21 protein-coding genes and 1 pseudogene are annotated in these 20,872 nt (G+C 68.6%); 15 read left to right on the forward strand and 7 right to left on the reverse strand.

Annotated features, from left to right (window positions below; all coding sequences use genetic code 11):
- From ABGB08_RS47470 to ABGB08_RS47480, 3 genes and pseudogenes are all read left to right on the forward strand, one after another.
- Window positions 1-323, forward strand: a pseudogene (locus ABGB08_RS47470) (hypothetical protein); the annotation flags it as partial.
- 2 nt (window positions 324-325) lie between these two features.
- The gene (locus ABGB08_RS47475) at window positions 326-907 is read left to right on the forward strand and encodes a class F sortase (RefSeq protein WP_347604805.1); all 582 of its coding nucleotides are present in this window, start codon (window positions 326-328) and stop codon (window positions 905-907) included.
- A 287-nt stretch (window positions 908-1,194) separates the two neighbouring features.
- Window positions 1,195-1,326 carry a hypothetical protein gene (locus ABGB08_RS47480; RefSeq protein ID WP_347604808.1) on the forward strand — a complete coding sequence of 44 codons (132 nt, stop codon included), beginning with the start codon at window positions 1,195-1,197 and terminating at the stop codon, window positions 1,324-1,326.
- On the opposite strand, the gene ABGB08_RS47485 is transcribed toward ABGB08_RS47480, so the two are convergent.
- The 3 genes from ABGB08_RS47485 to ABGB08_RS47495 all read right to left on the reverse strand — a co-directional run bounded on the left by ABGB08_RS47485 (window position 1,323) and on the right by ABGB08_RS47495 (window position 3,297).
- Window positions 1,323-1,751, reverse strand: a complete 429-nt coding sequence (locus ABGB08_RS47485) for an aldehyde dehydrogenase family protein (protein ID WP_347604811.1) — start codon at window positions 1,749-1,751, stop codon at window positions 1,323-1,325. The two genes, ABGB08_RS47480 and ABGB08_RS47485, sit on opposite strands and share 4 nt — an antisense overlap.
- A gap of 45 nt (window positions 1,752-1,796) precedes the next feature.
- The gene (locus ABGB08_RS47490) at window positions 1,797-3,017 is read right to left on the reverse strand and encodes a cytochrome P450 (protein ID WP_347604814.1); all 1,221 of its coding nucleotides are present in this window, start codon (window positions 3,015-3,017) and stop codon (window positions 1,797-1,799) included.
- Between the two features lie 136 nt (window positions 3,018-3,153).
- Entirely contained in the window at window positions 3,154-3,297 is a 144-nt protein-coding gene (locus ABGB08_RS47495; RefSeq protein WP_347604817.1) for a hypothetical protein, read from the reverse strand.
- Window positions 3,298-3,776: 479 nt separating this feature from the next.
- On the opposite strand from ABGB08_RS47495, the gene ABGB08_RS47500 reads away from it, so the two are divergent.
- The 4 genes from ABGB08_RS47500 (at window position 3,777) to dhaM (ending at window position 6,886) form a co-directional block, all read left to right on the forward strand.
- The gene (locus ABGB08_RS47500) at window positions 3,777-4,541 is read left to right on the forward strand and encodes an aquaporin (protein WP_347604820.1); all 765 of its coding nucleotides are present in this window, start codon (window positions 3,777-3,779) and stop codon (window positions 4,539-4,541) included.
- Window positions 4,538-5,530 carry a dihydroxyacetone kinase subunit DhaK gene (dhaK, locus tag ABGB08_RS47505; RefSeq protein WP_347604823.1) on the forward strand — a complete coding sequence of 331 codons (993 nt, stop codon included), beginning with the start codon at window positions 4,538-4,540 and terminating at the stop codon, window positions 5,528-5,530. Before ABGB08_RS47500 ends, dhaK begins: the two co-directional genes overlap by 4 nt.
- A 346-nt stretch (window positions 5,531-5,876) precedes the next feature.
- Window positions 5,877-6,509 carry a dihydroxyacetone kinase subunit DhaL gene (gene dhaL, locus ABGB08_RS47510; protein WP_347604826.1) on the forward strand — a complete coding sequence of 211 codons (633 nt, stop codon included), beginning with the start codon at window positions 5,877-5,879 and terminating at the stop codon, window positions 6,507-6,509.
- Window positions 6,503-6,886 (forward strand): dihydroxyacetone kinase phosphoryl donor subunit DhaM, encoded by a 384-nt coding sequence (gene dhaM / locus ABGB08_RS47515; protein ID WP_170321272.1) that lies wholly within the window; start codon window positions 6,503-6,505, stop codon window positions 6,884-6,886. The genes dhaL and dhaM overlap by 7 nt, the downstream gene beginning before the upstream one ends.
- Before the next feature lie 59 nt (window positions 6,887-6,945).
- Here the strand turns inward: dhaM and ABGB08_RS47520 are convergent, their stop codons facing one another.
- Both ABGB08_RS47520 and ABGB08_RS47525 read right to left on the reverse strand, forming a co-directional pair.
- On the reverse strand, window positions 6,946-7,707 hold the full coding sequence (locus tag ABGB08_RS47520) for an IclR family transcriptional regulator (protein ID WP_347604830.1): 762 nt from the start codon (window positions 7,705-7,707) through the stop codon (window positions 6,946-6,948).
- Between the two features lie 57 nt (window positions 7,708-7,764).
- Window positions 7,765-8,019: a Smr/MutS family protein gene (locus ABGB08_RS47525; protein ID WP_204045408.1), complete on the reverse strand. Its 255-nt coding sequence runs from the start codon at window positions 8,017-8,019 to the stop codon at window positions 7,765-7,767.
- A 315-nt stretch (window positions 8,020-8,334) separates the two neighbouring features.
- On the opposite strand from ABGB08_RS47525, the gene ABGB08_RS47530 reads away from it, so the two are divergent.
- Complete coding sequence (locus ABGB08_RS47530; RefSeq protein ID WP_347604834.1) at window positions 8,335-11,586, forward strand: S8 family serine peptidase; 3,252 nt, start codon at window positions 8,335-8,337, stop codon at window positions 11,584-11,586.
- A 64-nt stretch (window positions 11,587-11,650) separates the two neighbouring features.
- Here the strand turns inward: ABGB08_RS47530 and ABGB08_RS47535 are convergent, their stop codons facing one another.
- Window positions 11,651-12,079 carry a CBS domain-containing protein gene (locus ABGB08_RS47535; protein ID WP_155361933.1) on the reverse strand — a complete coding sequence of 143 codons (429 nt, stop codon included), beginning with the start codon at window positions 12,077-12,079 and terminating at the stop codon, window positions 11,651-11,653.
- Between the two features lie 210 nt (window positions 12,080-12,289).
- Here ABGB08_RS47535 and ABGB08_RS47540 point away from each other — a divergent pair, with 210 nt between their 5' ends.
- From ABGB08_RS47540 to ABGB08_RS47555, 4 genes are all read left to right on the forward strand, one after another.
- Window positions 12,290-12,928 carry a phosphopantetheinyl transferase-like protein gene (locus tag ABGB08_RS47540; protein ID WP_347604837.1) on the forward strand — a complete coding sequence of 213 codons (639 nt, stop codon included), beginning with the start codon at window positions 12,290-12,292 and terminating at the stop codon, window positions 12,926-12,928.
- Between the two features lie 74 nt (window positions 12,929-13,002).
- A complete protein-coding gene (locus tag ABGB08_RS47545) occupies window positions 13,003-13,458 on the forward strand; it encodes a MarR family transcriptional regulator (protein WP_347604840.1) in 456 nt (151 codons plus the stop codon).
- 40 nt (window positions 13,459-13,498) lie between these two features.
- Entirely contained in the window at window positions 13,499-14,140 is a 642-nt protein-coding gene (locus tag ABGB08_RS47550; RefSeq protein WP_347604843.1) for an LppX_LprAFG lipoprotein, read from the forward strand.
- Entirely contained in the window at window positions 14,137-15,630 is a 1,494-nt protein-coding gene (locus ABGB08_RS47555) for an MFS transporter (protein WP_347604846.1), read from the forward strand. Before ABGB08_RS47550 ends, ABGB08_RS47555 begins: the two co-directional genes overlap by 4 nt.
- Here the strand turns inward: ABGB08_RS47555 and ABGB08_RS47560 are convergent.
- On the reverse strand, window positions 15,613-16,569 hold the full coding sequence (locus tag ABGB08_RS47560; RefSeq protein ID WP_347604849.1) for a D-isomer specific 2-hydroxyacid dehydrogenase family protein: 957 nt from the start codon (window positions 16,567-16,569) through the stop codon (window positions 15,613-15,615). The genes ABGB08_RS47555 and ABGB08_RS47560 overlap by 18 nt on opposite strands.
- A gap of 211 nt (window positions 16,570-16,780) precedes the next feature.
- Here ABGB08_RS47560 and ABGB08_RS47565 point away from each other — a divergent pair, with 211 nt between their 5' ends.
- The 3 genes from ABGB08_RS47565 to ABGB08_RS47575 are packed head-to-tail and all read left to right on the forward strand — an operon-like array spanning window position 16,781 to window position 20,836.
- Window positions 16,781-17,782, forward strand: coding sequence for an Ldh family oxidoreductase (locus tag ABGB08_RS47565; protein WP_347604852.1), 1,002 nt, complete (start codon window positions 16,781-16,783; stop codon window positions 17,780-17,782).
- Between the two features lie 10 nt (window positions 17,783-17,792).
- Window positions 17,793-18,200, forward strand: coding sequence for an ACT domain-containing protein (locus ABGB08_RS47570; protein WP_347604855.1), 408 nt, complete (start codon window positions 17,793-17,795; stop codon window positions 18,198-18,200).
- A 23-nt stretch (window positions 18,201-18,223) separates the two neighbouring features.
- A complete protein-coding gene (locus tag ABGB08_RS47575; RefSeq protein WP_347604858.1) occupies window positions 18,224-20,836 on the forward strand; it encodes a HEAT repeat domain-containing protein in 2,613 nt (870 codons plus the stop codon).
- The last annotated feature ends 36 nt before the right edge of the window (window positions 20,837-20,872 follow it).

A 20,872-nucleotide genomic window follows, 5' to 3' on the forward strand; every position in this document is an offset into this window, starting at 1 on the left:
CCAGTGGAGGCGTCGACACCGGCAAGGGCGGCACCACCGACGATGACGACGACGACCGCCCCAGTGGAGGCGTCGACACCGGCAAGGGCGGCACCACCGACGATGACGACGACGACCGCCCCAGTGGCGGGGTCGACACCGGCAAGGGTGGTGCCGCCGGGCTGAGCGACGACGACGAGCAGCCGAGCGGCGGCGTCGACACCGGGCTCGGCGGAACGGCCGACAGCGAAACGTCTCCGCTGGTCCCGCTCGGGCTGGCCGGGGCGGCCATGCTCGCCGGTGGCGGGTTCTGGCTGCGCCGCAAGCTCAGCGCGGAGAGCTGACGATGAGCGCCCTGACCGTCAGAGGCGGAATGACTTCCGCCGCCGCCGCACTCCTCACGATCGGCTGCGGCGCCACCGCCTCCGCCGACATCCCCGTCGAAATCCCCCAGACGGTGTCAGTGCAACCCGCGGCCGCCGCCCAGAAGGACGTCGCCGACCCGGTACGCCTGAGCATCCCCGCCATCGGCGTCTCCACCAAGGTGATCGCCCTCCCCCTGGACCGCAAAGGCCGCCTGGTCGCCCCCCGCCAGTTCGACCGCGTCGGCTGGAACAAAGCGGGCCCAGAACCCGGCGAGAAAGGCGTGGCGGTCATCGCCGGCCACGTCGACTCCAAAACCGGCCCCGCCGTCTTCTACCGCCTCCGCCAACTCGCCAAGGGCGACCGCATCCACGTACATCGCAAGGACGGCACCAAGGTTACCTTCACCGTCCAGCGCGTCGCCCGCTACCCCAAGAACCGCATCCCCAACACCGCCGTCTACACCGCCAAATCCGGCACCCACCTCCGCCTGATCACCTGCGGCGGCACCTTCGACCGCTCCCGCGGCAGCTACCGCGACAACATCGTGGTCTTCGCCCGCTGACCACACCTGGGATCGCCGACGCGACACAGCGTCGGCGATCCTTCCGCGCCACGCGCCGGAGATGCGAGCGTCTGCACTTCGGCGTGCGATCCGCCACAGGACCCGAATCTTTGCCCCAATGTGTGCCGTGGATTTGCGTTCCGTCGGGTTATCTCTACCGATCGAGTGGTTGCGTAGAAACCGAACCGCGCGCCGTTATGGCGATTCCCGGGAAACCATTGCGACGCTCCGTCGGCCCCAGGGCGAGCCCCCAGGGCCGGAGACGAATCCGTCACGGAGTGATTCTCATGATCCGAGCACTCGGAACCAGCGTCCTGCTAGCGGTGATCATGCTCACCACAGCGACGCCAAGCCTTCACAGGGACTGGGACGATGGCTGGGACGACGATTCGGACGACTGGGACGACTGGCGCTACTAGGTAGTCCGCACCAAGACACTCCCGAACAGCAACGCCCCGCAAGGAGATCCCCTGCGGGGCCATGCTGTTCCTTCGCACGTCGTCCAGCACGATGACCGGGTCATTCCCGCCGAACTCCCGACGCCCCCCAAGGAGATCCCCTGCGGGGCGATGCCGTTCCTTCGCACGTCGTCCAGCACGATGGCCGGGTCGTTCCCGCCGAGCTCCCGGGGCACCCACTTGAGGTCGCTGGCGGCGGCCGCCGCCACCCGCTTCCCCGTCTCCGTCGAACCGGTGAAGCCTGGGGACCGGGTGGGCGGTCCCCAGCGGCCCCAGCGGAATCCTTCCCGCTGACCACGTTCAGCACGCCGGGCGGCAGGGCCGCTTAGTTCCTCACGGCCCGGGGGCGCTGCATGCTGGGCGATATCGAGCGCATGCGGGCGCACCTGGGGAGGACTTCGCCCATCGCCGGCGTGGCCGGCGGCGGCCCTCTACCAGGTGACCGGAAGCTTGAGCACGCCGTTGATGGGCGACCAGATCTTGAAGGGGATCTCCTCGACCGGCGCCGCCAGGCTGAGCGTCGGAATCCGGCGCAGCAGGGTCTCGAAAATGACCTGGAGCTCGACCCGGGCCAGCTGCTGGCCGATGCACTGGTGCACGCCGTAGCCGAAGGCGAAGTGGTCGCGGGCGCCGCGGTGGATGTCGAAAGTCGCCGCGTCCGGATAGTGGGCGTCGTCGCGGTTGGCGGACAAGTTCAGCGGGATGATCCCGTCCCCGGCCGGGATCACCTGACCGCCGATCTCGATGGGCTCGGTGGCGACCCGCAAGACGATCAGGTGCACGATGGTCAGGTAGCGCAGCAGCTCCTCGATCGCGGCCGGGATGAGCTCCGGGTTCGCGCGCAGCTCGGCGAGCTGGTCCGGGTGCTGGAGCAGGGTCAGCGTGCCGAGCGCGGTCATGCTCGCGGTGGTGTCGTGACCGGCGACGATGAGCACCAGGCCGCTGTTGATGATGTCCTGGTGGGTGATGACCCCGTCGCGGGCCGCCAGGACGAGCTGGCCCAGGATGTCGTCGCCGGGGTCCTCCTGGGCCTGCTTCTCGGCCGCCAGCTCGCCGATGTACGCCCGCAGGCTCGCATTGGCCCGCAGGGCGCGCGGAAGGGCCTCGGGGTCGGTGACGTCGGTGGCGTTCAGCAGCTCCTCGGCGGCCTTGTTGAAGAACGCGCGGTCCGCCGCCCGCACGCCGAGGATCCAGCTCAGCACGGTGGACGGCACCGGCAGCGCCAGGTGCTCCACCAGGTCGACCGGGCGGTCCGGCTGGGCGAGCATCGCGTCGATGGCCTCGTCGACCAGGCGCTGGATGTCGGGGCGGAGCGACTCCACCCGCCTGGCCATGAAGTTCTTCGACAGCAGGCGGCGGAACAGGGTGTGCTCCGGCGGGTCCATCCGCAGGAACGAGCGCTCGTGCTCGGCCGGCACGAAGCCGAAGTTGGGGAACCCGGGGTCGCGGGAGTCGGCGCTCACCCGGGGGTCGGCCAGGATGGCCCGGACGTCGTCGTAGCGGGTGACCAGCCAGGCCCGCTTGCCGCCGGTCAGCGTGACGCGGACCACCGGGTTCTCCGCGCGCAGCCCGGCGTAGGCGGCCGGCGGGTCGATGACCGGCCGAGGCCAGGGGAAGATCTGGGCGAGGGTCGAGGACAGCGTCTCCGTCATGGTCGCCTTCTTCGGCTCGTGGGTGGTCTCCGGCCGCCAGATCCCGCCGGTAGCGGCGGCGCGGATTTCGGGTCGTTCCAGGTGAGGACGGCGTGGGTGCGTCCGCCCGCCGGTAGAGGACGGTCTCGACCAGCCGCTACCCGGTCGCCTCGTCGGCGACGTCCCCACCGTCCGCGACAGCCTGGCGACCCGAGTCGTTGATCTCCTCGACGATCTCATGCACGGGAGGAACGATGGCGGCTTGGTGGAACCCGGCCGTCGCGGTGCTGGTTGTTGTCATGCCCACATCCCTTCGCGACACGGCGGAGCCGGCCAGTGAGCCATTCCGGGCGAGAACAGCCGATATAGCGAAGCTAGGGGGTTTCCCCATGTGTCAAACATGTGACCGGGTCAGTCGCGCTTGTCCGGGGAGCGGTAGCCCACGGCGGAAAGCACGAACTCGACGACGCTCTCGGCATACCGCGCGCTGCGCTCGGCCAGGGCGGGCAGCTCGAAGCATGACCAGCCCTTCCCTGCCGAGGTGGCCGTCCAGGATGCGGGTGGCCAGCTCGATCAGGTCGCGGCAGAGCGACCCGGAGTCGCTGAAGGAAGGCTGCCCGGCCCGCAGCGACGCGCTCGACATGCCCACCAGTGTGCCAGGCGCCATCTCTGAAAGATCGCCGGTAATGCCGTCTTGACGGCGCGAGCCAGGCGATTTAACTTCTATGAAATCGTGTTCGACATTGTCGAACAACGTTCACGCCAGTTCTGGACGGTGTCATGAGCGACTCCCCCACCACCCCCCAGAAGCTCCTCGCCGAACTCCTGGGCACCGCCTTCCTCGTCTACGTCGGGGCGGGTTCCGCCGCCGCGACGGGCGTCATCGCCGCCGGCACCCAGGTGCCCTTCTCGATGGCCCAGCTCGGGGTGATCAGCTTCGCCTTCATGCTGGTCATCGTGGGCACCGTGTACGCGATCGGCCACATCTCCGGCGGCCACATCAACCCGGCCGTCACCCTCGCCCTGGCGGCCACCGGCAAGTTCCCCTGGCGCGAGGTCCCCGGCTACATCGCCGCCCAGGTGGTAGGCGCGGCCACGGGGGCGCTCGCCATCTTCGTGACCTTGGGCACGAACGCCGCCAAAGCCGCCGGCGGCGGAGTCACCACGTACGCGGCGGAAACGGGTTTCCTGCGCGGCACCCTGATCGAGGCGATCGGCACCTTCATGCTGGTCTTCGTGATCTTCGGGGTGATCGATCGCAGGGCGGTGCCCGGCTGGGCGCCGATGGCCATCGGATCCATCGTGTTCGCGATCATCATCATCGTGGGCCCCGCGACCGGGGCCGCCATCAACCCGGCCCGCTACGTCGGCCCGTTCCTGGTGACCGCGGCGTTCGGCGGCACGGTCGGCTGGGACCAACTCCCCGCGTACCTGATCGGTGACTTCGCCGGTGGCCTGCTCGGCGCGCTCGCCTACCTCGGGCTTGCCGTCGCGCGCAACAGGGCAGAGGTTGAGAGCACGACTCCAGTGAGGACGGCACCGTGAAGAAGCTCATCAACAGCGTCGACTCCGTGGTCACCGACGCCCTGACCGGCATCGCCGCCGCGCACCCGTCGCTCCGCGTGGACCTCGACAACAAGATCATATTCAGGGCCTCGGGCCCCCGCCCCGGAAAGGTCGGCCTGGTCTCGGGCGGCGGCTCCGGCCACGAACCCCTGCACGGCGGTTTCGTCGGGTACGGCATGCTCGACGCCGCCTGCCCCGGAGAGGTGTTCACCTCCCCCGTGCCCGACCAGATGATCGAGGCCACCAAGGGCGTGCACGGCGGCGCGGGCGTCCTGCACATCGTCAAGAACTACACGGGCGACGTCTTCAACTTCGAGATGGCCGCCGAGCTGTGCGGCGACGAGGGTGTGGAGGTGGTCAGCGTGCTTGTCAACGACGACGTGGCCGTCCAGGACTCGCTCTACACGGCGGGCCGCCGCGGCACCGGCGCGACGCTGTTCGTGGAGAAGATCGCCGGCGCCCTGGCCGAGACCGGCGCCTCGCTCGCCGACGTGGCCAGGACCGGCCGCGAGGTCAACGAACGCAGCCGCTCCTTCGGCGTCGCCCTCACGCCGTGCACGGTCCCCGCCGCCGGGAAACCCACCTTCGAGCTCACCGAATCCGAGATCGAGCTGGGCATCGGCATCCACGGCGAGCCCGGCCGGACCCGCGCCGCGCACGCCGAGGCACGGGAGATCGTCCGGGTGGCGATGGACGCGATCAACGACGACCTTCCGCTCTCCGGCGATCTCCTGGTGCTGGTCAACGGCATGGGCGGCACGCCGCTGATGGAGCTCTACATCGCGTACGCCGAGGTCGCGGCCTACCTCAAGGAGAAGGGGGCCACCGCGGTACGCAGCCTGGTCGGCAACTACGTCACCAGCCTCGACATGCAGGGCTTCTCCGTCACCACGTGCGCGCTGACCGAGGAACTCACCCGTCTCTGGGACGCTCCGGTCGAAACCCCGGGGCTGCGCTGGGGCCGCTAGTCCGACCGCTTCCGATCCACCACAGGAACTGTCGTCGGAACGGGAGCGGCTTCGAACCACCACAACCAGGAACTACCGTCGTCGGAGCGGAGCGCAGCTTCGAACCGCCACAAACCAGCAACTGCCGTCGGGGCGAGGTGCTTCGATCCATCGCAAGCCAGGAACTGTCCCATTGGTTCCTCGACACCGTGGCCGAGCCTTTCGTGGGCTCGGCCACGGGTGGCCTCGCATCCGGCGCCGATCTCTCGTTGGCCATCCCCACCTCCTGGCGTGCCGTAATGTCCGGCAGGCGGGGGCATAACTCGAAATATCCGTCACATTGCGTGCATACAGACCGGGAGCTCTCTTGGACACCTCGTTCTTCGTCGCCTGGATGGAGGAGATCGCGACAGCCGTACAGGCTCAGCGTGATCATCTGACCCAGTTGGACGCCGCCATCGGGGACGCCGATCACGGTTCGAACCTGGATCGGGGTTTTGGGGAGGTCCGGCGGGCCTTGGCCGATTCGCCGCCCGAGACGCCCGGGTCGACGCTGATGCTCGCGGGGTCCACGCTCATCCGCAAGGTCGGCGGCGCGTCCGGCCCCTTGTACGGGACGGCGTTCCGCCAGATGGGCAAATCTCTCGGGGATGTTCCGGACGTTTCGCTCGCCGAGTTGTCGGCCGCGCTGGACGCCGCCCTGGCCGGGGTGCAGAAGCTGGGCGCGGCCGTGGAGGGCGACAAGACGATGGTGGACGCGCTCGCGCCGGCGGTGCGGGCGCTGGCGCAAGCCGTACAAGAGGGGGCGAAACCGGAGGACGCGCTGAGCGCGGTCGCGGCGGCGGCGCAGGAAGGGGCGCGGGCCACCATTCCGCTGCAGGCGCGCAAGGGCAGGGCCAGCTACCTGGGTTCGCGCAGCGCCGGTCACGAGGACCCCGGCGCGGCGTCCACCGCGCTGGTGCTGAGCGCGCTCCGGACGGCGGGATTCCGCACATGGTAGGCATCGTGCTCATCTCCCACAGCCCCCAGCTGGCCGTGGAAGTGGCCGAACTGGCCGCCCAGATCGGCGGCAGGGACGTCCCCATCGCGGCGGCCGGCGGCACCGACGACGGCCGCCTCGGCACCAGCATCACCAAGGTCGCCGACGCCATCGCCACCGTCGACCAAGGCGACGGCGTCATCCTCCTGATGGACCTCGGCAGCGCCGTCCTCACCGCGAAAACCCTGCTCGACGAGCACCCCCGCCCCCGGGTCTTCCTCGCCGACGCCCCCTTCGTCGAGGGTGCCATCTCCGCCCTGGTCACCTCAGGCGGAGGCGCCGACGTCAAAGCCGTCCTCACCGCCGCCGAGGAAGCCCGCCACATCGGCAAGCTCTGATCCCCTCCCGCTTAGGCAGCCGCAGCCAGATCGCGGGCCATCCATTAGCAGATCGCGGGTCACCCGTAGGCGGACGTGATCCGGGGCGCCCCGAGGTCACGAGAGAGCGCCCGGGCCGACTCCCGCACCGCCAGCAGGAGATCGTTCCGACGAACCCCGAGCAGCCGTTCCGCCGGCCCCACCACCCCGATCGCCCCCGCGACCACCCCGCCCCTGGTGAAGACGGGTGCCGCGATCCCCGCGTCCCCCAGCGCCGCCTCCTGATCCTCCACGGCCATCCCCGTCCGCCGCACCGCGGTGAGCGCCTCCTCCAGCTGCTCCCGTTCCGTCCGCGTCTGCCCCGTCAGCGCGACCAGCGGCTCCTCGAACAGCTCCTCGATCCTCGGGTGGTACGCGGCGATGGCGTGCCCCAGCGCGCACGCGTGCCACGGAATGGCCGCCCCCACCTCAAGGATCTGCATCATGTCGTCCGGCCGGAACACGTGATGCAGCACGATCACCCGCGACCCCGACAAGGTCGCCACCCACACCGACTCATTGGCCCGCTGCGCCAGCGAATCCGCCCACAACAGACTCCGCGCCCGCAACTCCGACCCATCCAGATACGCGTTCCCCAGCTGCAGCACCGCGGGCCCCAGCGCGTACTTCCCCGTCTCCGCGTCCTGAACGACCAGCTCATGCCGCTCCAGGGTCCGCAACAACCCGTGCACCGTCGGCTTCGCCAACCCCACCCGCTCCGAAATCTCGGTAACCCCCAACCGAGGCGCCCCCGCCCCCAGGGCCCGCAGAATCAACGCCGCCCGCTCCACAGACTGGATCACGGTTCGATTATGCCGAACACGGTTCACTTCCCGGGCCGGAGGGTCGCCGCCCCGATGTCACTTGTGTTTGAAGTAGACGAACAAGCGGCCGTGGTTCTTGGCGTCCTTGTCGATGCGGTGATACAGGGCCTTGATGTGTTTCTGGTCGAGGAAGCGCAGGACCTTCTTCTTCAGCTGGCCGGAGCCTTTGCCGGGGATGATCTCGACTTCGGTGGCTTTCTTGGCCAGGGCCTCCTGGATGATCGCGTTGAGGGCGCGGTCGATTTGGTCGCCTTTGTTGAAGATGTCGTGGAGGTCCAGCTTCAGCTTCATGGGGCCGAGTCTAACTGTGCCCAATCTGGACACCAGGCATGTCAAATAGGGATCTAGCCGGGGAAAAGCCGCGTAGTTAGACTCCCTTCAGGTTCGGCTGCCTCATGAGCGGGTGGTCGGACCGTCGTCAACCACCGGGGAGGGTTGAGTCTCTTCCGTGCGCCCTGTGGCGCCTGCCGGGGGTGGCGCGACGCCTCTTGCTGTGCGATGACGAGTCCCGCAGCCCCATATGGAGGTTTCGTGTCAAGGAAGCCACGCTCGTCGAGACACTTACGTTTAACCGGTGCCGCGGCCATTCTGGGCCTCGTCGCGGCGATGGTCCCCGCGGGATCCGCGACGGCCGATCCCACTCCCTCCCCCAAACCTTCTCTCAGCGCCAAGCCGCTGGGCACGCCCGAGCTCGTGTACGGCGCCAAGTCGGCCACCGGGCAGCTGGCGAAGAGTGACGAGAGCCTGCTGAAGTCGAGCTCCTCGGAGCCCGTGAACGTTGTCGTGAAGCTGGACTACGACTCGCTGGCCGCCTACAAGGGCGGGCTGAGCGGGCTGCCCGGCACCAGCCCGGCGGTGACCGGGGAGGAGCTGGACCCCGACAGCGCGGACGCCAAGAAGTACGTCAAGCACATCGAGGGCGTGGAGAACGAGTTCCTGGCCGCCCTGCCCGAGGAGGTCGCGGGCGCGAAGGTCGGCCAGAAGCTGCGCACCGTGTACGGCGGCGTCGCGCTCACCCTGCCCGCCAACGAGGCGAAGGACCTGCTGAAGCTGCCGGGCGTGGCGGCCGTGCAGGAGGACACGCTGGAGAAGCCGCTGACGGACTCCAGCCCGGACGCCATCGGCGCCACCCCCGTCTACAACGAGCTCGGCGGCGCGCCGTCCGCCGGCAAGGGTGTCATCGTCGGCATCCTGGACTCGGGGGCGTGGCCGGAGCACCCGTCCTTCGCGGAGACCGCCGAGATCCCGGTTCCCCCGGCGAAAGCCGACGGGACGCCGCGTACCTGTAACTTCGGCGACAACCCGCTGACCCCGGCCACGGACGTGTTCGTCTGCAACCGGAAACTGATCTCGGGGCAGCCGTTCCTCGCCACCTACAACGCGGTCGTCGGCGGCGACGTCTACCCGACCAGCGCGCGTGACTCCAACGGGCACGGCACCCACACCGCCAGCACGTCGGCGGGCGGCCCGGTGGCGGACGCCAACCCGCTCGGCATCTCGCGCGGGAAGATCCACGGCATCTCGCCCGCCTCGCACGTGGCCGTCTACAAGGTGTGCGGCGCGGAGGGCTGTTTCTCCACCGACACGGTCCAGGCGATCGCGCAGGCCATCCTGGACGGCGTGAAGGTGATCAACTTCTCCATCTCCGGTGGCGCGAACCCGTACAGCGACGCGGTGGAGCTGGCGTTCCTCGACGCCTACGCGGCGGGGATCTTCGTGGCGGCCTCGGCGGGCAACTCCGGGCCGGGCGCGGGCACGACCGACCACCGCGGGCCGTGGCTGACCACGGTGGCCGCCTCCACGCAGAAGCGCACGTTCGAGTCGACCATCACCTTCACCGGCGGGCCGACGATCAAGGGCGCCTCGATCACGGCCGGCATCGACACGGCCGCGCCGGTGGTGCTGGCGTCGGCGCCGCCGTACAACGACCCGCTGTGCATCAACCCGGCGCCGCCCGGGCTGTTCACCGGGAAGATCGTGGCGTGTGAGCGCGGGCCCAACCGGGTGCTGAAGGGCTTCGCCGTCAGGCAGGGCGGCGCGGCCGGCATGATCCTCTACAACAGCACGCCGCTGGACATCATGACCGACAACCACTGGCTGCCGGCCGTCCACATCGACAAGCCGGCCACCGACGTGCTGCTGGCGCACCTGGCCGCCACGCCCGGCGCGACGGCCACGTTCACCCAGGGCACGAAGGCCAACTGGCAGCGTGACTCGATCACCACGTTCTCCTCGCGCGGGCCTGGCGGGGACTTCCTCAAGCCGGACGTGACCGCGCCCGGCCTGCACATCCTGGCCGGGACCACGCCGACACCGGAGTCGCCGCTGGAGGGTCCGCCCGGCAACCTGTTCCAGGTCATCGCCGGCACCTCGATGTCCTCGCCGCACGTGGCGGGCGCGGCGGCGCTGCTGCGCTCGCTGCACCCGGACTGGACGCCGGGGCAGGTCAAGTCGGCGCTGGAGACCACGGCGCGGACCAACGTCACCAAGGAGGACCGGGTCACCCCGGCCGACCCGTTCGACACCGGCGGCGGCCGGATCGACCTGGGCGAGGCCTACGACGCGGTCCTCACGCTCGACGAGACCGCGGCCAACTTCGTGGCCTCGGCGGACGACCCGCTCAACCGGATCGACCTCAACCTGCCGTCGATCAACGCGCCCACCATGCCGGGCGTGATCACCGCCAAGCGCACCGTCAAGAACGTCACCGACGAGACCGTCTCCTACACCGCGCGCGGCAAGACCACCAGCGGCGCGTCCATCACGGTCTCGCCGGCGGAGTTCGACGTGCCGGCGGGCGGGAGCCTCGAGCTGACCATCACGATCAGCGCGCCGGACCTGCCGGACGGGCAGTACTTCGGGGAGATCGACCTCCGGCAGGAGGACGGGAACAAGGATCACCGCCTGCCGGTGGCGTTCTTCCGCAAGGAGGGCGCGATCCCGATCGAGCAGGACTGCGCGCCGTCCACCATCGTCCGCAACGCCGGCGAGTCCACCTGTACGGTCACCGTCACGAACGACACGCTGGAGGACACCGAGGTCACCGCGCAGAGCACGCTGAACTCCAAGCTCCGCCTCAACAGCGTGACCGGGGCCACCCAGGTGGACACCCAGACCGCCACCACCCAGGTGACGCTCAACGGCCGGCAGCCCGACCGGCCGGTCATCGCCCCCGGCGAGCTGTTCGGCTACATCCCGCTGGACGCGTTCACCGCAGCGATACCGGTCGGGGACGAGCAGGCGCTGAACTTCACCGTCCCGCCGTTCCAGTTCGCCGGGCAGACGTTCACCCGGATCGGCGTCACCTCCAACGGATACGCGGTGGCGGGCGGCACCAACGGCTCGGCGGACATCCAGTTCACGCCGCAGACGCTACCGAACGCGGCCCGGCCGAACGGCGTGCTGGCGCCGTTCTGGACGGACCTCGACGGCACGGGCGCGCCCGGCATCTACGCCACCGTGCTCACGGACGGCGTCGACGACTGGATCGTCCTGGAATGGCGGCTCAACCTGTTCGGCACGAGCACCCAGCGGGTCTTCCAGCAGTGGATCGGCGTCAACGGCGTCGAGGACATCACCTACGCCTACCCGGGCGCGCTGCCCTACCCGGGTGACGCGTACGGGCTGACCGTAGGCGCCGAGAACACCGACGGCTCCGCCGGAAGCCAGCTTCCGGCCGGCACCGGGGTCACGTCGGACTACCGGATCACCAGCACGCCTGGCGCTCCCGGTGAGTCGCTGACGTACACGCTGAAGGTCAAGGGCGTGGCCGGCGGCACCGGCACGGTCACCACCGCGACCTCCACCGATCAGGTGAAGGGCATCACCGTGGAGGTGGACAACATCACAGTCCAGTAGCACGGCATGAAGACGGGCCCGGCGGTTTATCCGCCGGGCCCGTCCCGTGCTAACGAACGTGGTTTCAGCCGCGCAGGTAGCCGACCAGGTGCTCCCGTTCGGATTCCAGTTCTTCGATGGCGCTCTTCACGACGTCGCCGATGCTGACGATGCCGACGAGCCGTCCGTCCCGTACGACGGGGACGTGCCTGATCCGGTGGTTGGTCATGGTCTGGCGGAGGTCCTCCACGTTGGCGTCCGGGGCGCAGGTGCGCACCTCGGAGGTCATGATGGAAGAGACCGGGCCGCCCAGGACATCCGAGCCACGCTGGTGGAGATGCCGCACGACATCACGCTCTGAGACGATTCCGGCGATGGTGGCTCCGTCCTCTGACACCACCACCGCGCCGATGTTCTGCTCCGCGAGCACGCCGAGCAACTCCGCGACCGTGGCTTGCGGAGCCACGGTAACGACACCGGCTCCCTTACCCTGCAAGATCGTACCGATCAGCAACCGACACCACACCCTTCCTGCCGGGGGTACAGGTGGGGATCCCCTTTTCGGATCCCGGCTAAGCGTCCGAAAAGGCAAATCCTGTCCACACAGGGGACAACCCCCAGTGACCCTGCGTCAAGGTTCCTGGCTGCCCACTTTCGGCAGCGTGAATCCCCGCTACCCCCTGTAGTTCACTTGATCGACACACGCCTTCTTTAGGCTTGGGTGATGCGCGCCCCTCTGGCCGTCGCCGGTTACACCGACGAAGTCCTCGACGCCGTCGGCGGGACGCTCACCGAAGCGGAACAGGACCGGGCCGGACGTTTCACCCGCAAACAGGACCGCCTCGACTTCGTCGCCGCCCACCTTCTGGTACGGCACTGCGCGGCCGAACTCCTCGGCGTGCGCGCCTGCGTGCTCACCGTGGTGCAGTCCTGCGAACGCTGCGGCCGGGCCCACGGCCGCCCGTCCATCGCCGAGGCCCCCGAACTGTCGGTCAGCCTCGCCCACACCGCCGGATACGTCTCGGCCGCCGCGGGCCTGGGGAAGGTGGGCGTGGACGCCGAGCACGCCACCGCGGGCCGGGCCGACGAGAACCTGATCGCACTCGCCCTCACGCCCGCGGAAGCCGACCTGGTCGGCCTCGACAACCGCAAGCTGATCCGCCAGTGGGTCCGCAAGGAGGCCCTGGTCAAGCGGGGCGAGCTCGCCCTGGACCGGCTCCGCGAGGTGGACCTGTCCAAGCTGCCCTTCGAGGGCAGGAGCCACCAGTGGGACGGCCGCCACCTGCTGGAGTGGACGGCGGGCACGGTGATGGCCACCGCGATCTTCAACGAGCCGGGCGAGCTCCGCCTGATGGGCGGATGAAGTGATATCGGCCGATCCTCCGGATCGGCGGACCGGGGTACGCGGCAGGCGTACACGATCTTTATGCTGGAGGAATGGCAGATCCCCGCTGGCTGAGCCCAGCTGAGCAGTCGGCCTGGCGTGCCCACCTGGCGGCGCACCGGCTCCTCACCCACCGGCTCGACCGCGAGCTGCAGGAGCACGGGCTGTCGTTCAACGACTACGAGATCCTGGTCAACCTCTCGGAGAGCCCCGACCGGCGGATGCGGATGAGCGATCTGGCCGACGCGACGATCCAGTCCCGCAGCCGGCTGTCCCACCAGATCTCCCGGATGGAGGCGGCGGGCCTGGTGACCAGGGAGAACTGCGAGGACGACCGGCGGGGCACGTTCGCGGTGCTGACCGGCAAGGGCTGGGACACCATCCAGCGGGTAGCGCCGGATCACGTGGCGGGAGTGCGCCGCCATTTCATCGACCTGCTCACCCCGGCGCAGGTGGCGGAGCTGGACGAGATCTACACCCCCGTCATCGCCAAGCTCCAGGGCAAATAGCCCGCGCCCCGGATGGCCCGGGAGTGGCTACTATCCGGCTGTGCGAAGAATCCTCTGGACGATCCTCTCCGGCGCGAGCCTGCTGCTCGGGGCGGCGTGCAGTTCCTCCGATCTGCCGTCGGGGCCCGAGCTGCTGGTGAAATCGGGTGCCGCGATGGCCGCCGTCAAGACGGTCGCGTTCACGCTGACCACGGAGGGCAAGCCCGCCATTCAGGTGAAGCGGGCCGAGGGCAGCCTGACCCGGGCCGGGGACGCGAAGGGGACGATCCAGATCGAGCTGATCGGCACGCTCCAGGAGCTGGAGTTCGTGCTGGTCGGCGAGGACGTCTACCTGAAGGGCCCGACCGGGGGTTACCAGAAGTCGATGACCCGGGCGCAGCTGGCCGCCTTCTACGATCCGGGCACGGTGATCGCGGGCGTGCCGGAGCTGCTGGCCACCGCCCAGGAGGTCACGGTGGAGGGCGAGGAGGGCAACGCGTACAAGGTGGGGGTGAAGTTGCCGCCTGAGGCGTTGAAGAAGGTGGTGCCCGGCATCGACCAGACCGCGCAGGGCACGCTGCTGATCGACAAGGCCTCCAGCCGCCTGACCAGGATCGACCTCCCGGTCACCGGCGGCACGATCACCGTCACGCTGGCCGACTACGACGCGCCGGTCACCGTCACCGCTCCCCCGCTGTCGTGACCGGGCCGGTCGAGAGCGCGCTGCGCGGCCGCGGGGTCGCCCTCGGCGTCGGCGGCGCGGCCGTGCTGCTGGCGGCGCTGGACGCGTACGTGGTGGTGACGGTCCTGATCGACATCGCGGCCGACGTGGACGTGCCGGTGAACCGGCTGGAGCGGGCGACGCCGATCGTGACCGGGTTCCTGCTCGGCTACGTGGCCGCGATGCCGTTACTCGGCCAGCTCTCCGACCGGTACGGCAGGCGCCCCCTCATCCACGCCTGCCTGGCGGGCTTCGCGGCCGGCTCCCTGATCACGGCCCTGGCCGACTCGATGCCGCTGCTGGTGGCCGGACGCACGCTGCAGGGCATCGCGGGCGGGGCGCTGCTGCCGATCACGATGGCGCTGATCGGCGACCTGTGGGATGCCAGGACCCGGCCGGTCGCGCTCGGCGTGGTCGGGGCGGCGCAGGAGCTCGGCAGCGTCCTCGGCCCGCTGTACGGCGCCGCCCTCGCCGCGCTGCCCCTGTTCGGCTGGCGGACGATCTTCTGGGTCAACCTGCCGCTGGCGCTGGCGGCGGCGATCGCGGTGCAGCGCTGGGTGCCCGGCGGGCGTGAGCCGTACCAGCGGGTGCGGATCGACGTGGTCGGCGGGTCACTGCTCGCCGTGGCGCTGGGGCTGCTGGTGGCGGGACTGTACAACCCGACGCCGGAGAAGACCGTGCTGCCGTCGTGGGGGCTGCCGTGCGTGCTGGCGGGCGCGGTGGTGCTGGTCGTGTTCGTGGTGTGGGAGATCAGGTCGCCGGTGCGGCTGCTGGACCTGTCGGGGGTGCCGAAGCGGCCGTTGCTGGCCACGCTCGGGGTGAGTTTCCTGGCCGGAGCCGCGCTGCTGGTGACGCTGGTGGACGTGCAGCTGGTGGCGCAGACGCTGCTGGGCGTGGATCCGGTGGGCGGCGCGCTGGTGCTGACCCGGTTCCTGGTGGCGCTGGCGGTGGCGGCGCTGGCCGGGGGGTGGCTGGCGCGGCGGTTCGGGGAGCGGCTGGTGTCGGTGGCCGGGCTGGCCATCGCCGTCGCCGGATATATCAGGATCTGGCAGTGGCCGGTCGAGCTGGGGGATCATCTGACCCGGGTCGATGTGGACCTGGTCGTGGCCGGTTTCGGGCTGGGGCTGGTGATCGCGCCGGTGTCCTCAGCCGTGCTGCGGACCGTGCCCGCCGAACGCCACGGGGTCGCCTCCGCCGCCGTGGTCGTCGCCCGGATGATGGGCATGCTGCTCGGCGTGGCCGCCCTGTCCGCCTGGGGCTTTCACCGCTTCCAGTCGCTCACCGCGGACCTGGACACGCCGCTGCCGTTCGGCATCGCCCCGGACGAGTTCACCCGGCGGCTGGCCGAATACGAGGCCGCGGTGAAGGCGGCCCTGCACACCGAGTACTCGGAGATCTTCCTCATCACCGCCGTGCTATGCGCGGTCGGCGCGGTGGTGGCGCTGGCGCTCCCCTCAGCCGAGCGCGGCTAACACGTTGATCGGGCTGCCCTCGCAGCAGGACCTGATGGTCCGGATCAGCTCGTCGAAGTTGGCCTGGATCGACGAGTCGGTGAACCAGGCGATGCCGGTCGTGACGAAGGCGTTCGGCAGGCCGGGCAACCGCGACGTCCCCGGGTCGGCCACGTCGTCCACGACGGCCGCCCGCAGCCGCCCGTCCTGGAGCCGCGCGGCCACCTCGGCCTCGTCCAGCACCCGCGCCCGTGAAACGTTCACCAGCACGGCGTGGGAGGGGAGCAGGTCCAGTTCCCGCGCGCCGAGCAGGTGGTGCGTCCGCGGGGAGTACGGCACCTGCACTGACACGAAGTCCGCGGACCGGAGAACCTCGGCCAGGCTCGACATCCGAACGCCTGGCACCGCCCCTCCCGAGCGATTGCAGCCCACCACGCTCATGCCGAACGCCGCCGCCCGGGCGGCCACCTGCCTGCCGATGCGGCCGACTCCGACCAGGCCGAGGGTCGCCCCCTGGAGCCCTCGGCCGCGGAACGGCCCGTACAGGTGCGACTCCCCCCGCCTGGCCGCATCCCTGGAGGCGGGCAGGGAACGGTCGGCGGTGACCAGGCCGGCCAGCACGTACTCAGCGACGGCCGCGGCGCTGTAGGAAGGGCAACTCGTGACGACGATGCCTCGCCTGGCGGCGGCGGCCACATCGATGTGATCGGCCGCGGTGGTGACCAGACAGAGATAACGCACCGATTCGAGCCGTTCCAGCAACTCCGCTCCGAAGGCCGTCCACTCGACGACGGCTATGTCGGCACCACGCAGGCGCCGGACCACCTCATCCTGATCCGGATGGCCGGTGAATACCCGAAATTCACAAATTCTCCTAACCTCAACAAGGAAGTCGGGCGGTATCACAGTGGGCTCGTCCAGCCACACTGCGCACAGTCGTCCAGCCATCTCATCTCCCATCAAATATAGAGCGCCCCCAGCAGCCTCATTATGGCGATTCTGGGCATGTGCGAAAGACCGGCGAAAACGTTTCGGTAGGGTTTCTTTCCCTCTCCCTCTCAAGATCGCGACACGACCTGGCGAATGGTCTTGTCTCGGCCCAGGTCATGAGTGATAATCAAGGCCGGGATTCGGGGTGCACTCGACACACCCATTTCCATCGGAGGGCGGCGTGCACACACCCCTGGACGAAGTCATGGCTTTGATGATGAAGGCCCTTTCCCAGCGCGGCATTGTCGGTGAGCAGGCCGAGTTCATCGTCCACGACTACATCGACGCCGAACTCGAAGGAAAGCCCACGCATGGGATCGGTAAGTTCCTGCTTATCGATCATGTCCTTGACGGCCGCCAGGGGCCGGCCGAATTGATTTCCCAGATCGGGTCGTTCGCGACCATGGACGGGCACCGCGAAATTGGGCAGATCGCGGCGAGAAGCGCCAGCCTGGAAGCGGTGCGAATCGCCGTCCATCAGGGCGTCGGGCTGGTCACGCTGAAGAACTTCAGCCGATTCGGGAGACTCGGCCCCTACTCGCGGCTGATCGCCGCCAATGGCATGGTCGGCATTGTGCTCAATAACGCCGGGCCCGCCGCGGTCGCGCCGTACGGATCACGGAACCCCATTCTGGGCACCAACCCGATCGCCTTCGGATTTCCTGCCGCGAACGCTCCCGTGGTGATCGACTTCGCGACGTCGAAACGGGTCTGGGGCGAGATCCGGCAAGCCGCCCTATCGCAGTCGCCGCTGCCTCCGTCCAGCTTCCTCGACTCCGAGGGCGACGAGACCGTGGAGCCCGCCATGGCGAACGCGGTCCTGCCGTTCGGGGACCACAAGGGCTCGGCCCTCTGCCTGGCGATCGAACTCCTGGCGGGAACGCTTGTCGGCGCCGCCATGGGCGGCAGCGTCCAGGACGAGTACGAACTCGGCGCGGTGTTCGTGGCCATCCGGCCGGCGGACAACACCTCGGCTCCGGTCACGGCCCTGCTCCAGGAGATCGCCGAGAGCATGCCGCTCGAGGGCATCCACCACGTGCGCGTCCCGGGGCAGAGATCGTCCCAGGTCAGGGAGGAACGCCTGCGACAGGGATGGATCGACGTCGCGGACTCCACCTACGAGATCCTCCTGGCCATGTCCGAAGGCTGCGTAGGCCTCAAGGCGAACAACCTATCGAACTAAGGAAGCGACCATGCTCGTCGACGAAGTCATCCACACCAGCTCCTTCATGGTGATGCCGGACACGTACTGGATGTATCGAACGGCACCGAAGACCGATATGAGCTGGGCCGCGGGTGAGGACGTTTTCGGCATCATCGACGATGGGGAAGAGCGAACGATCATCCTCACGTCCGCTACCCGCCCTGCCGACATGCCGGCCGAAGCCTACGGACCACTGGTGGCGTTCCGGGTGCGGACCAGCAAGCCTTTCGCCGCACCCGGATTCCTGGCGAGCCTGTGCGGAGCGGTGGCGGCGACCGAAACCAGCGTGCTGGCGCTGTCGACCTTCACCTTCGACTACATATTCGTGCGAAACGCGTCCGCGGACGCCGCGGAACAAGCACTGGCCGAACGAGGATTGCAGACCGAGCTCCCCTAGCTTACGCAGGCGGGAGACGACCAATGCCCAGCGAACTCGAGCACGAAATGGACGCCTACCGGCGGCGTTTGCTCGCCGAACTGGAGTCATCGGATCACGGCAAGTTGTTCCCGCTGAGTTTGAAGCTGCCCGCCCGCCGGGGGAACCGCATTCCGCAGTTCACCTCAGCGGGCGACCAGCTCGTCTCGTTCGAGGAGCTGGTAGCCAGGATGTCGGATCGCCCGATCGTGGTGACGGGCGATCCCGGCTCGGGAAAGACCACGCTGCTGGAGTCGTTCGTCCGGGAACGCCTGGAGTCCGGCGAGCCCATCCTCTTCCTCCGGATGGGACTGTGGTCGAAGAATCGCCCGCTGGTCGAGCAGCTCACCGGCCGCTGCCTCTCCCCCTCGAACGCGGAGAACCTGCTTAAGAGCACCAGTTCCTGGGTCCTTTTCGACGCGTTGGACGAAATTCAGGATGGTGATGTAGACGCGGGTTTTCAGGAAATCCTGGACTTCTGCGCGACATTTCCGCGATCCCGGGTGGTGTCGACCTGCCGAGGCGCCCAGTTGTCCCCCTGGGCCGCGCTGAAATACGACTCCGCGATTCTCCAGCCGATCAGCGCCGACGACGTGGAGTCGGCTTTGACGGAAGCTCTGATCAACTCGTCCGACGCCGGGATGTCCGCCATCGTGCGCGACGAGTTACGCGAGCTCTGCCGCAATCCGCTGATGCTTTCCATGACCGAGGAGTTGTTGCTGGACGGGAACGGCAATGTTCTCGAAATCACCTCCCCGAGCCAGATCTACGAACTCTTCATCGGCCTGATCGACGCCCGGGAACGGGCTCGCCACCCCCGCGTGTCAATGCTGGCGCGCGAGTTCGTCGGCGGGCTGAACCTCAAACTCCTGGGCTTCATCGCCTGGCGGATGATGGCGAGCATGAGCGTCTCAGTGAGCGAGGAGCACCTGGCCGAATGGCTGCAGGAGGTGCTCAGCGACGAGAACTGGTCATCCTGGTTCGGCGCGGCGGCCCGGCCCTCTCCCGCCGAACTGCTCGCCGCGCTGATCGACCGCGCCCCGCTCAAACAAATCGTCTCCCCCACCGGCGGCCATCCGCACATCACTTTTATGCACCTCACCTTCAGGGACGCGTTCGCCGGTCGGCATCTGCTCCTTACCATGCGTGGCCGCTCGGCCGAGCAGGCGATAACCGAAACGCTGCTCGACCCCCAGCACCGATTCTGGGGAGCGATCCTCGCTGTGGTCGGCATTGAGGAGGACGTGGGGGCGACCTCGCGCCGCACCGTCGACGCGGCCTTCGAAAACGACCGCCAGGACCTTCTCATTCTCGCCGCCCAAGCCGTCGCCAATCGCTGGGACATCGATTCCGACGACATCGACGACCTGTCGATAAGCATGATCGAGGCTTTCAAGAACTGGAAGAAGCCGTTCGACTACGAACTGGTCCGGGCCATCCGAGGCCTGATACCCCGGCTGGGCGCCGAGTACCCGGAGCGACTGCGCGATGATCTGGTCTATTTCACCGACAAGTACGCCTCCGTCGTGCCGCGCCGACTCGAACGCACTCCGCTGGAGGAGTTGCTGACCCTTCTCGACGAACCCCGCGCCGATGTCGTGATCGACGTGTTGTACACGTTGGCGACCCATCCCTTCCGCTCGGAGAAGATGAAGGACCGCGTCGGGCGGCTCATCTCGCAACGGCTCGGCTCATGGGATGGCCAGGTCGCGGAACAGGCCGTGGCGGCGCTGAAGGACCTGGGCGCGCCTTCGTGCCTGTCCACTCTCCGGGAGGTGGCGCGATCGGCGACGTCTTCCCATCGAACCCGAGCGTTCGCCGCCAACGGGATCGCCGAAATGGGCGGCCACGGGGATCTCGCCCTGTTACGCGACCTGCTTTTCGACCACGCGTTTCGCTACCGTGACTCCGCTTCCTGGTCGCTGCAGACGCTCTTCCTCCGGGTGCGCGACATCGACGACGACCCGAAACTCCGGGACGATCTCACCGCGACCTACCTGGACGCGCTCTTCCGCGAGGTCGACGACTCACCCGCCAGGTACGCCAAGGGCAACATCCTCTACTCGCTGGGCGTGCTGAAGGCCCGGGAACACCGCGATGCCATCGAACGATTTCTCATCGGCCAGGCGTCGGGATACGTCATAGAGGACGGCATCTACGCCCTCGGCCTCATCGGAGACCCGGCCTCGGTTCCGGTGCTGCGCGCCTGCCTGCAGCACGCCGACCCGGCAATTCGCTTCAAGGCCGCCGAATCCTTGCTAAGTCTCCAGGCCATGAAAAAAGCAGACGTCCACCTGCTCCGCCTGGACAAGTACCGAATCGTCCGCCGTATCGGGGACGCGATGCAGAAAAGCATCAGGCACCGAATCGAGTTATCCAGCGACCTCCGCATTGTCGCGGACGTCCTCGGCAGAGGCCCGGCCAGGTCCGACCGAATACAGGTGATCTACCGTATCCATCCGGAGGAGCGGGGGCCGATTCAGCGGTTGTTCGATCGCGAGATGGGGACCGGCGGCCTGCAAACCCATCCGCGATTTCTGGATCACGGCTCGGCGCACGAGGTGCGGTTCAGCCGCGAGGACACCGATACGCTTCAGCGCCTGACCGGATCGGAGTAGTGCCGAATGCCGGCCAACAGCGACGCACTCAGCCTG

This window comes from Acrocarpospora sp. B8E8 (genome assembly GCF_039871605.1).
Lineage (GTDB): Bacteria > Actinomycetota > Actinomycetes > Streptosporangiales > Streptosporangiaceae > Acrocarpospora > Acrocarpospora macrocephala.

Excerpts from the sequence above, each read along its gene's own strand:
- ABGB08_RS47495 (WP_347604817.1), bottom strand. The coding sequence starts at position 3,297 with ATGACAACAACCAGCACCGCGACGGCCGGGTTCCACCAAGCCGCCATC.
- ABGB08_RS47475 (WP_347604805.1), top strand. The coding sequence starts at position 326 with ATGAGCGCCCTGACCGTCAGAGGCGGAATGACTTCCGCCGCCGCCGCA.
- ABGB08_RS47525 (WP_204045408.1), bottom strand. The coding sequence starts at position 8,019 with ATGAAGCTGAAGCTGGACCTCCACGACATCTTCAACAAAGGCGACCAA.
- ABGB08_RS47530 (WP_347604834.1), top strand. The coding sequence starts at position 8,335 with ATGGTCCCCGCGGGATCCGCGACGGCCGATCCCACTCCCTCCCCCAAA.
- ABGB08_RS47490 (WP_347604814.1), bottom strand. The coding sequence starts at position 3,017 with ATGACGGAGACGCTGTCCTCGACCCTCGCCCAGATCTTCCCCTGGCCT.
- ABGB08_RS47480 (WP_347604808.1), top strand. The coding sequence starts at position 1,195 with ATGATCCGAGCACTCGGAACCAGCGTCCTGCTAGCGGTGATCATGCTC.
- ABGB08_RS47545 (WP_347604840.1), top strand. The coding sequence starts at position 13,003 with ATGGCAGATCCCCGCTGGCTGAGCCCAGCTGAGCAGTCGGCCTGGCGT.
- ABGB08_RS47500 (WP_347604820.1), top strand. The coding sequence starts at position 3,777 with ATGAGCGACTCCCCCACCACCCCCCAGAAGCTCCTCGCCGAACTCCTG.
- ABGB08_RS47575 (WP_347604858.1), top strand. The coding sequence starts at position 18,224 with ATGCCCAGCGAACTCGAGCACGAAATGGACGCCTACCGGCGGCGTTTG.
- ABGB08_RS47540 (WP_347604837.1), top strand. The coding sequence starts at position 12,290 with ATGCGCGCCCCTCTGGCCGTCGCCGGTTACACCGACGAAGTCCTCGAC.
- ABGB08_RS47570 (WP_347604855.1), top strand. The coding sequence starts at position 17,793 with ATGCTCGTCGACGAAGTCATCCACACCAGCTCCTTCATGGTGATGCCG.
- dhaM (WP_170321272.1), top strand. The coding sequence starts at position 6,503 with ATGGTAGGCATCGTGCTCATCTCCCACAGCCCCCAGCTGGCCGTGGAA.
- ABGB08_RS47560 (WP_347604849.1), bottom strand. The coding sequence starts at position 16,569 with ATGGGAGATGAGATGGCTGGACGACTGTGCGCAGTGTGGCTGGACGAG.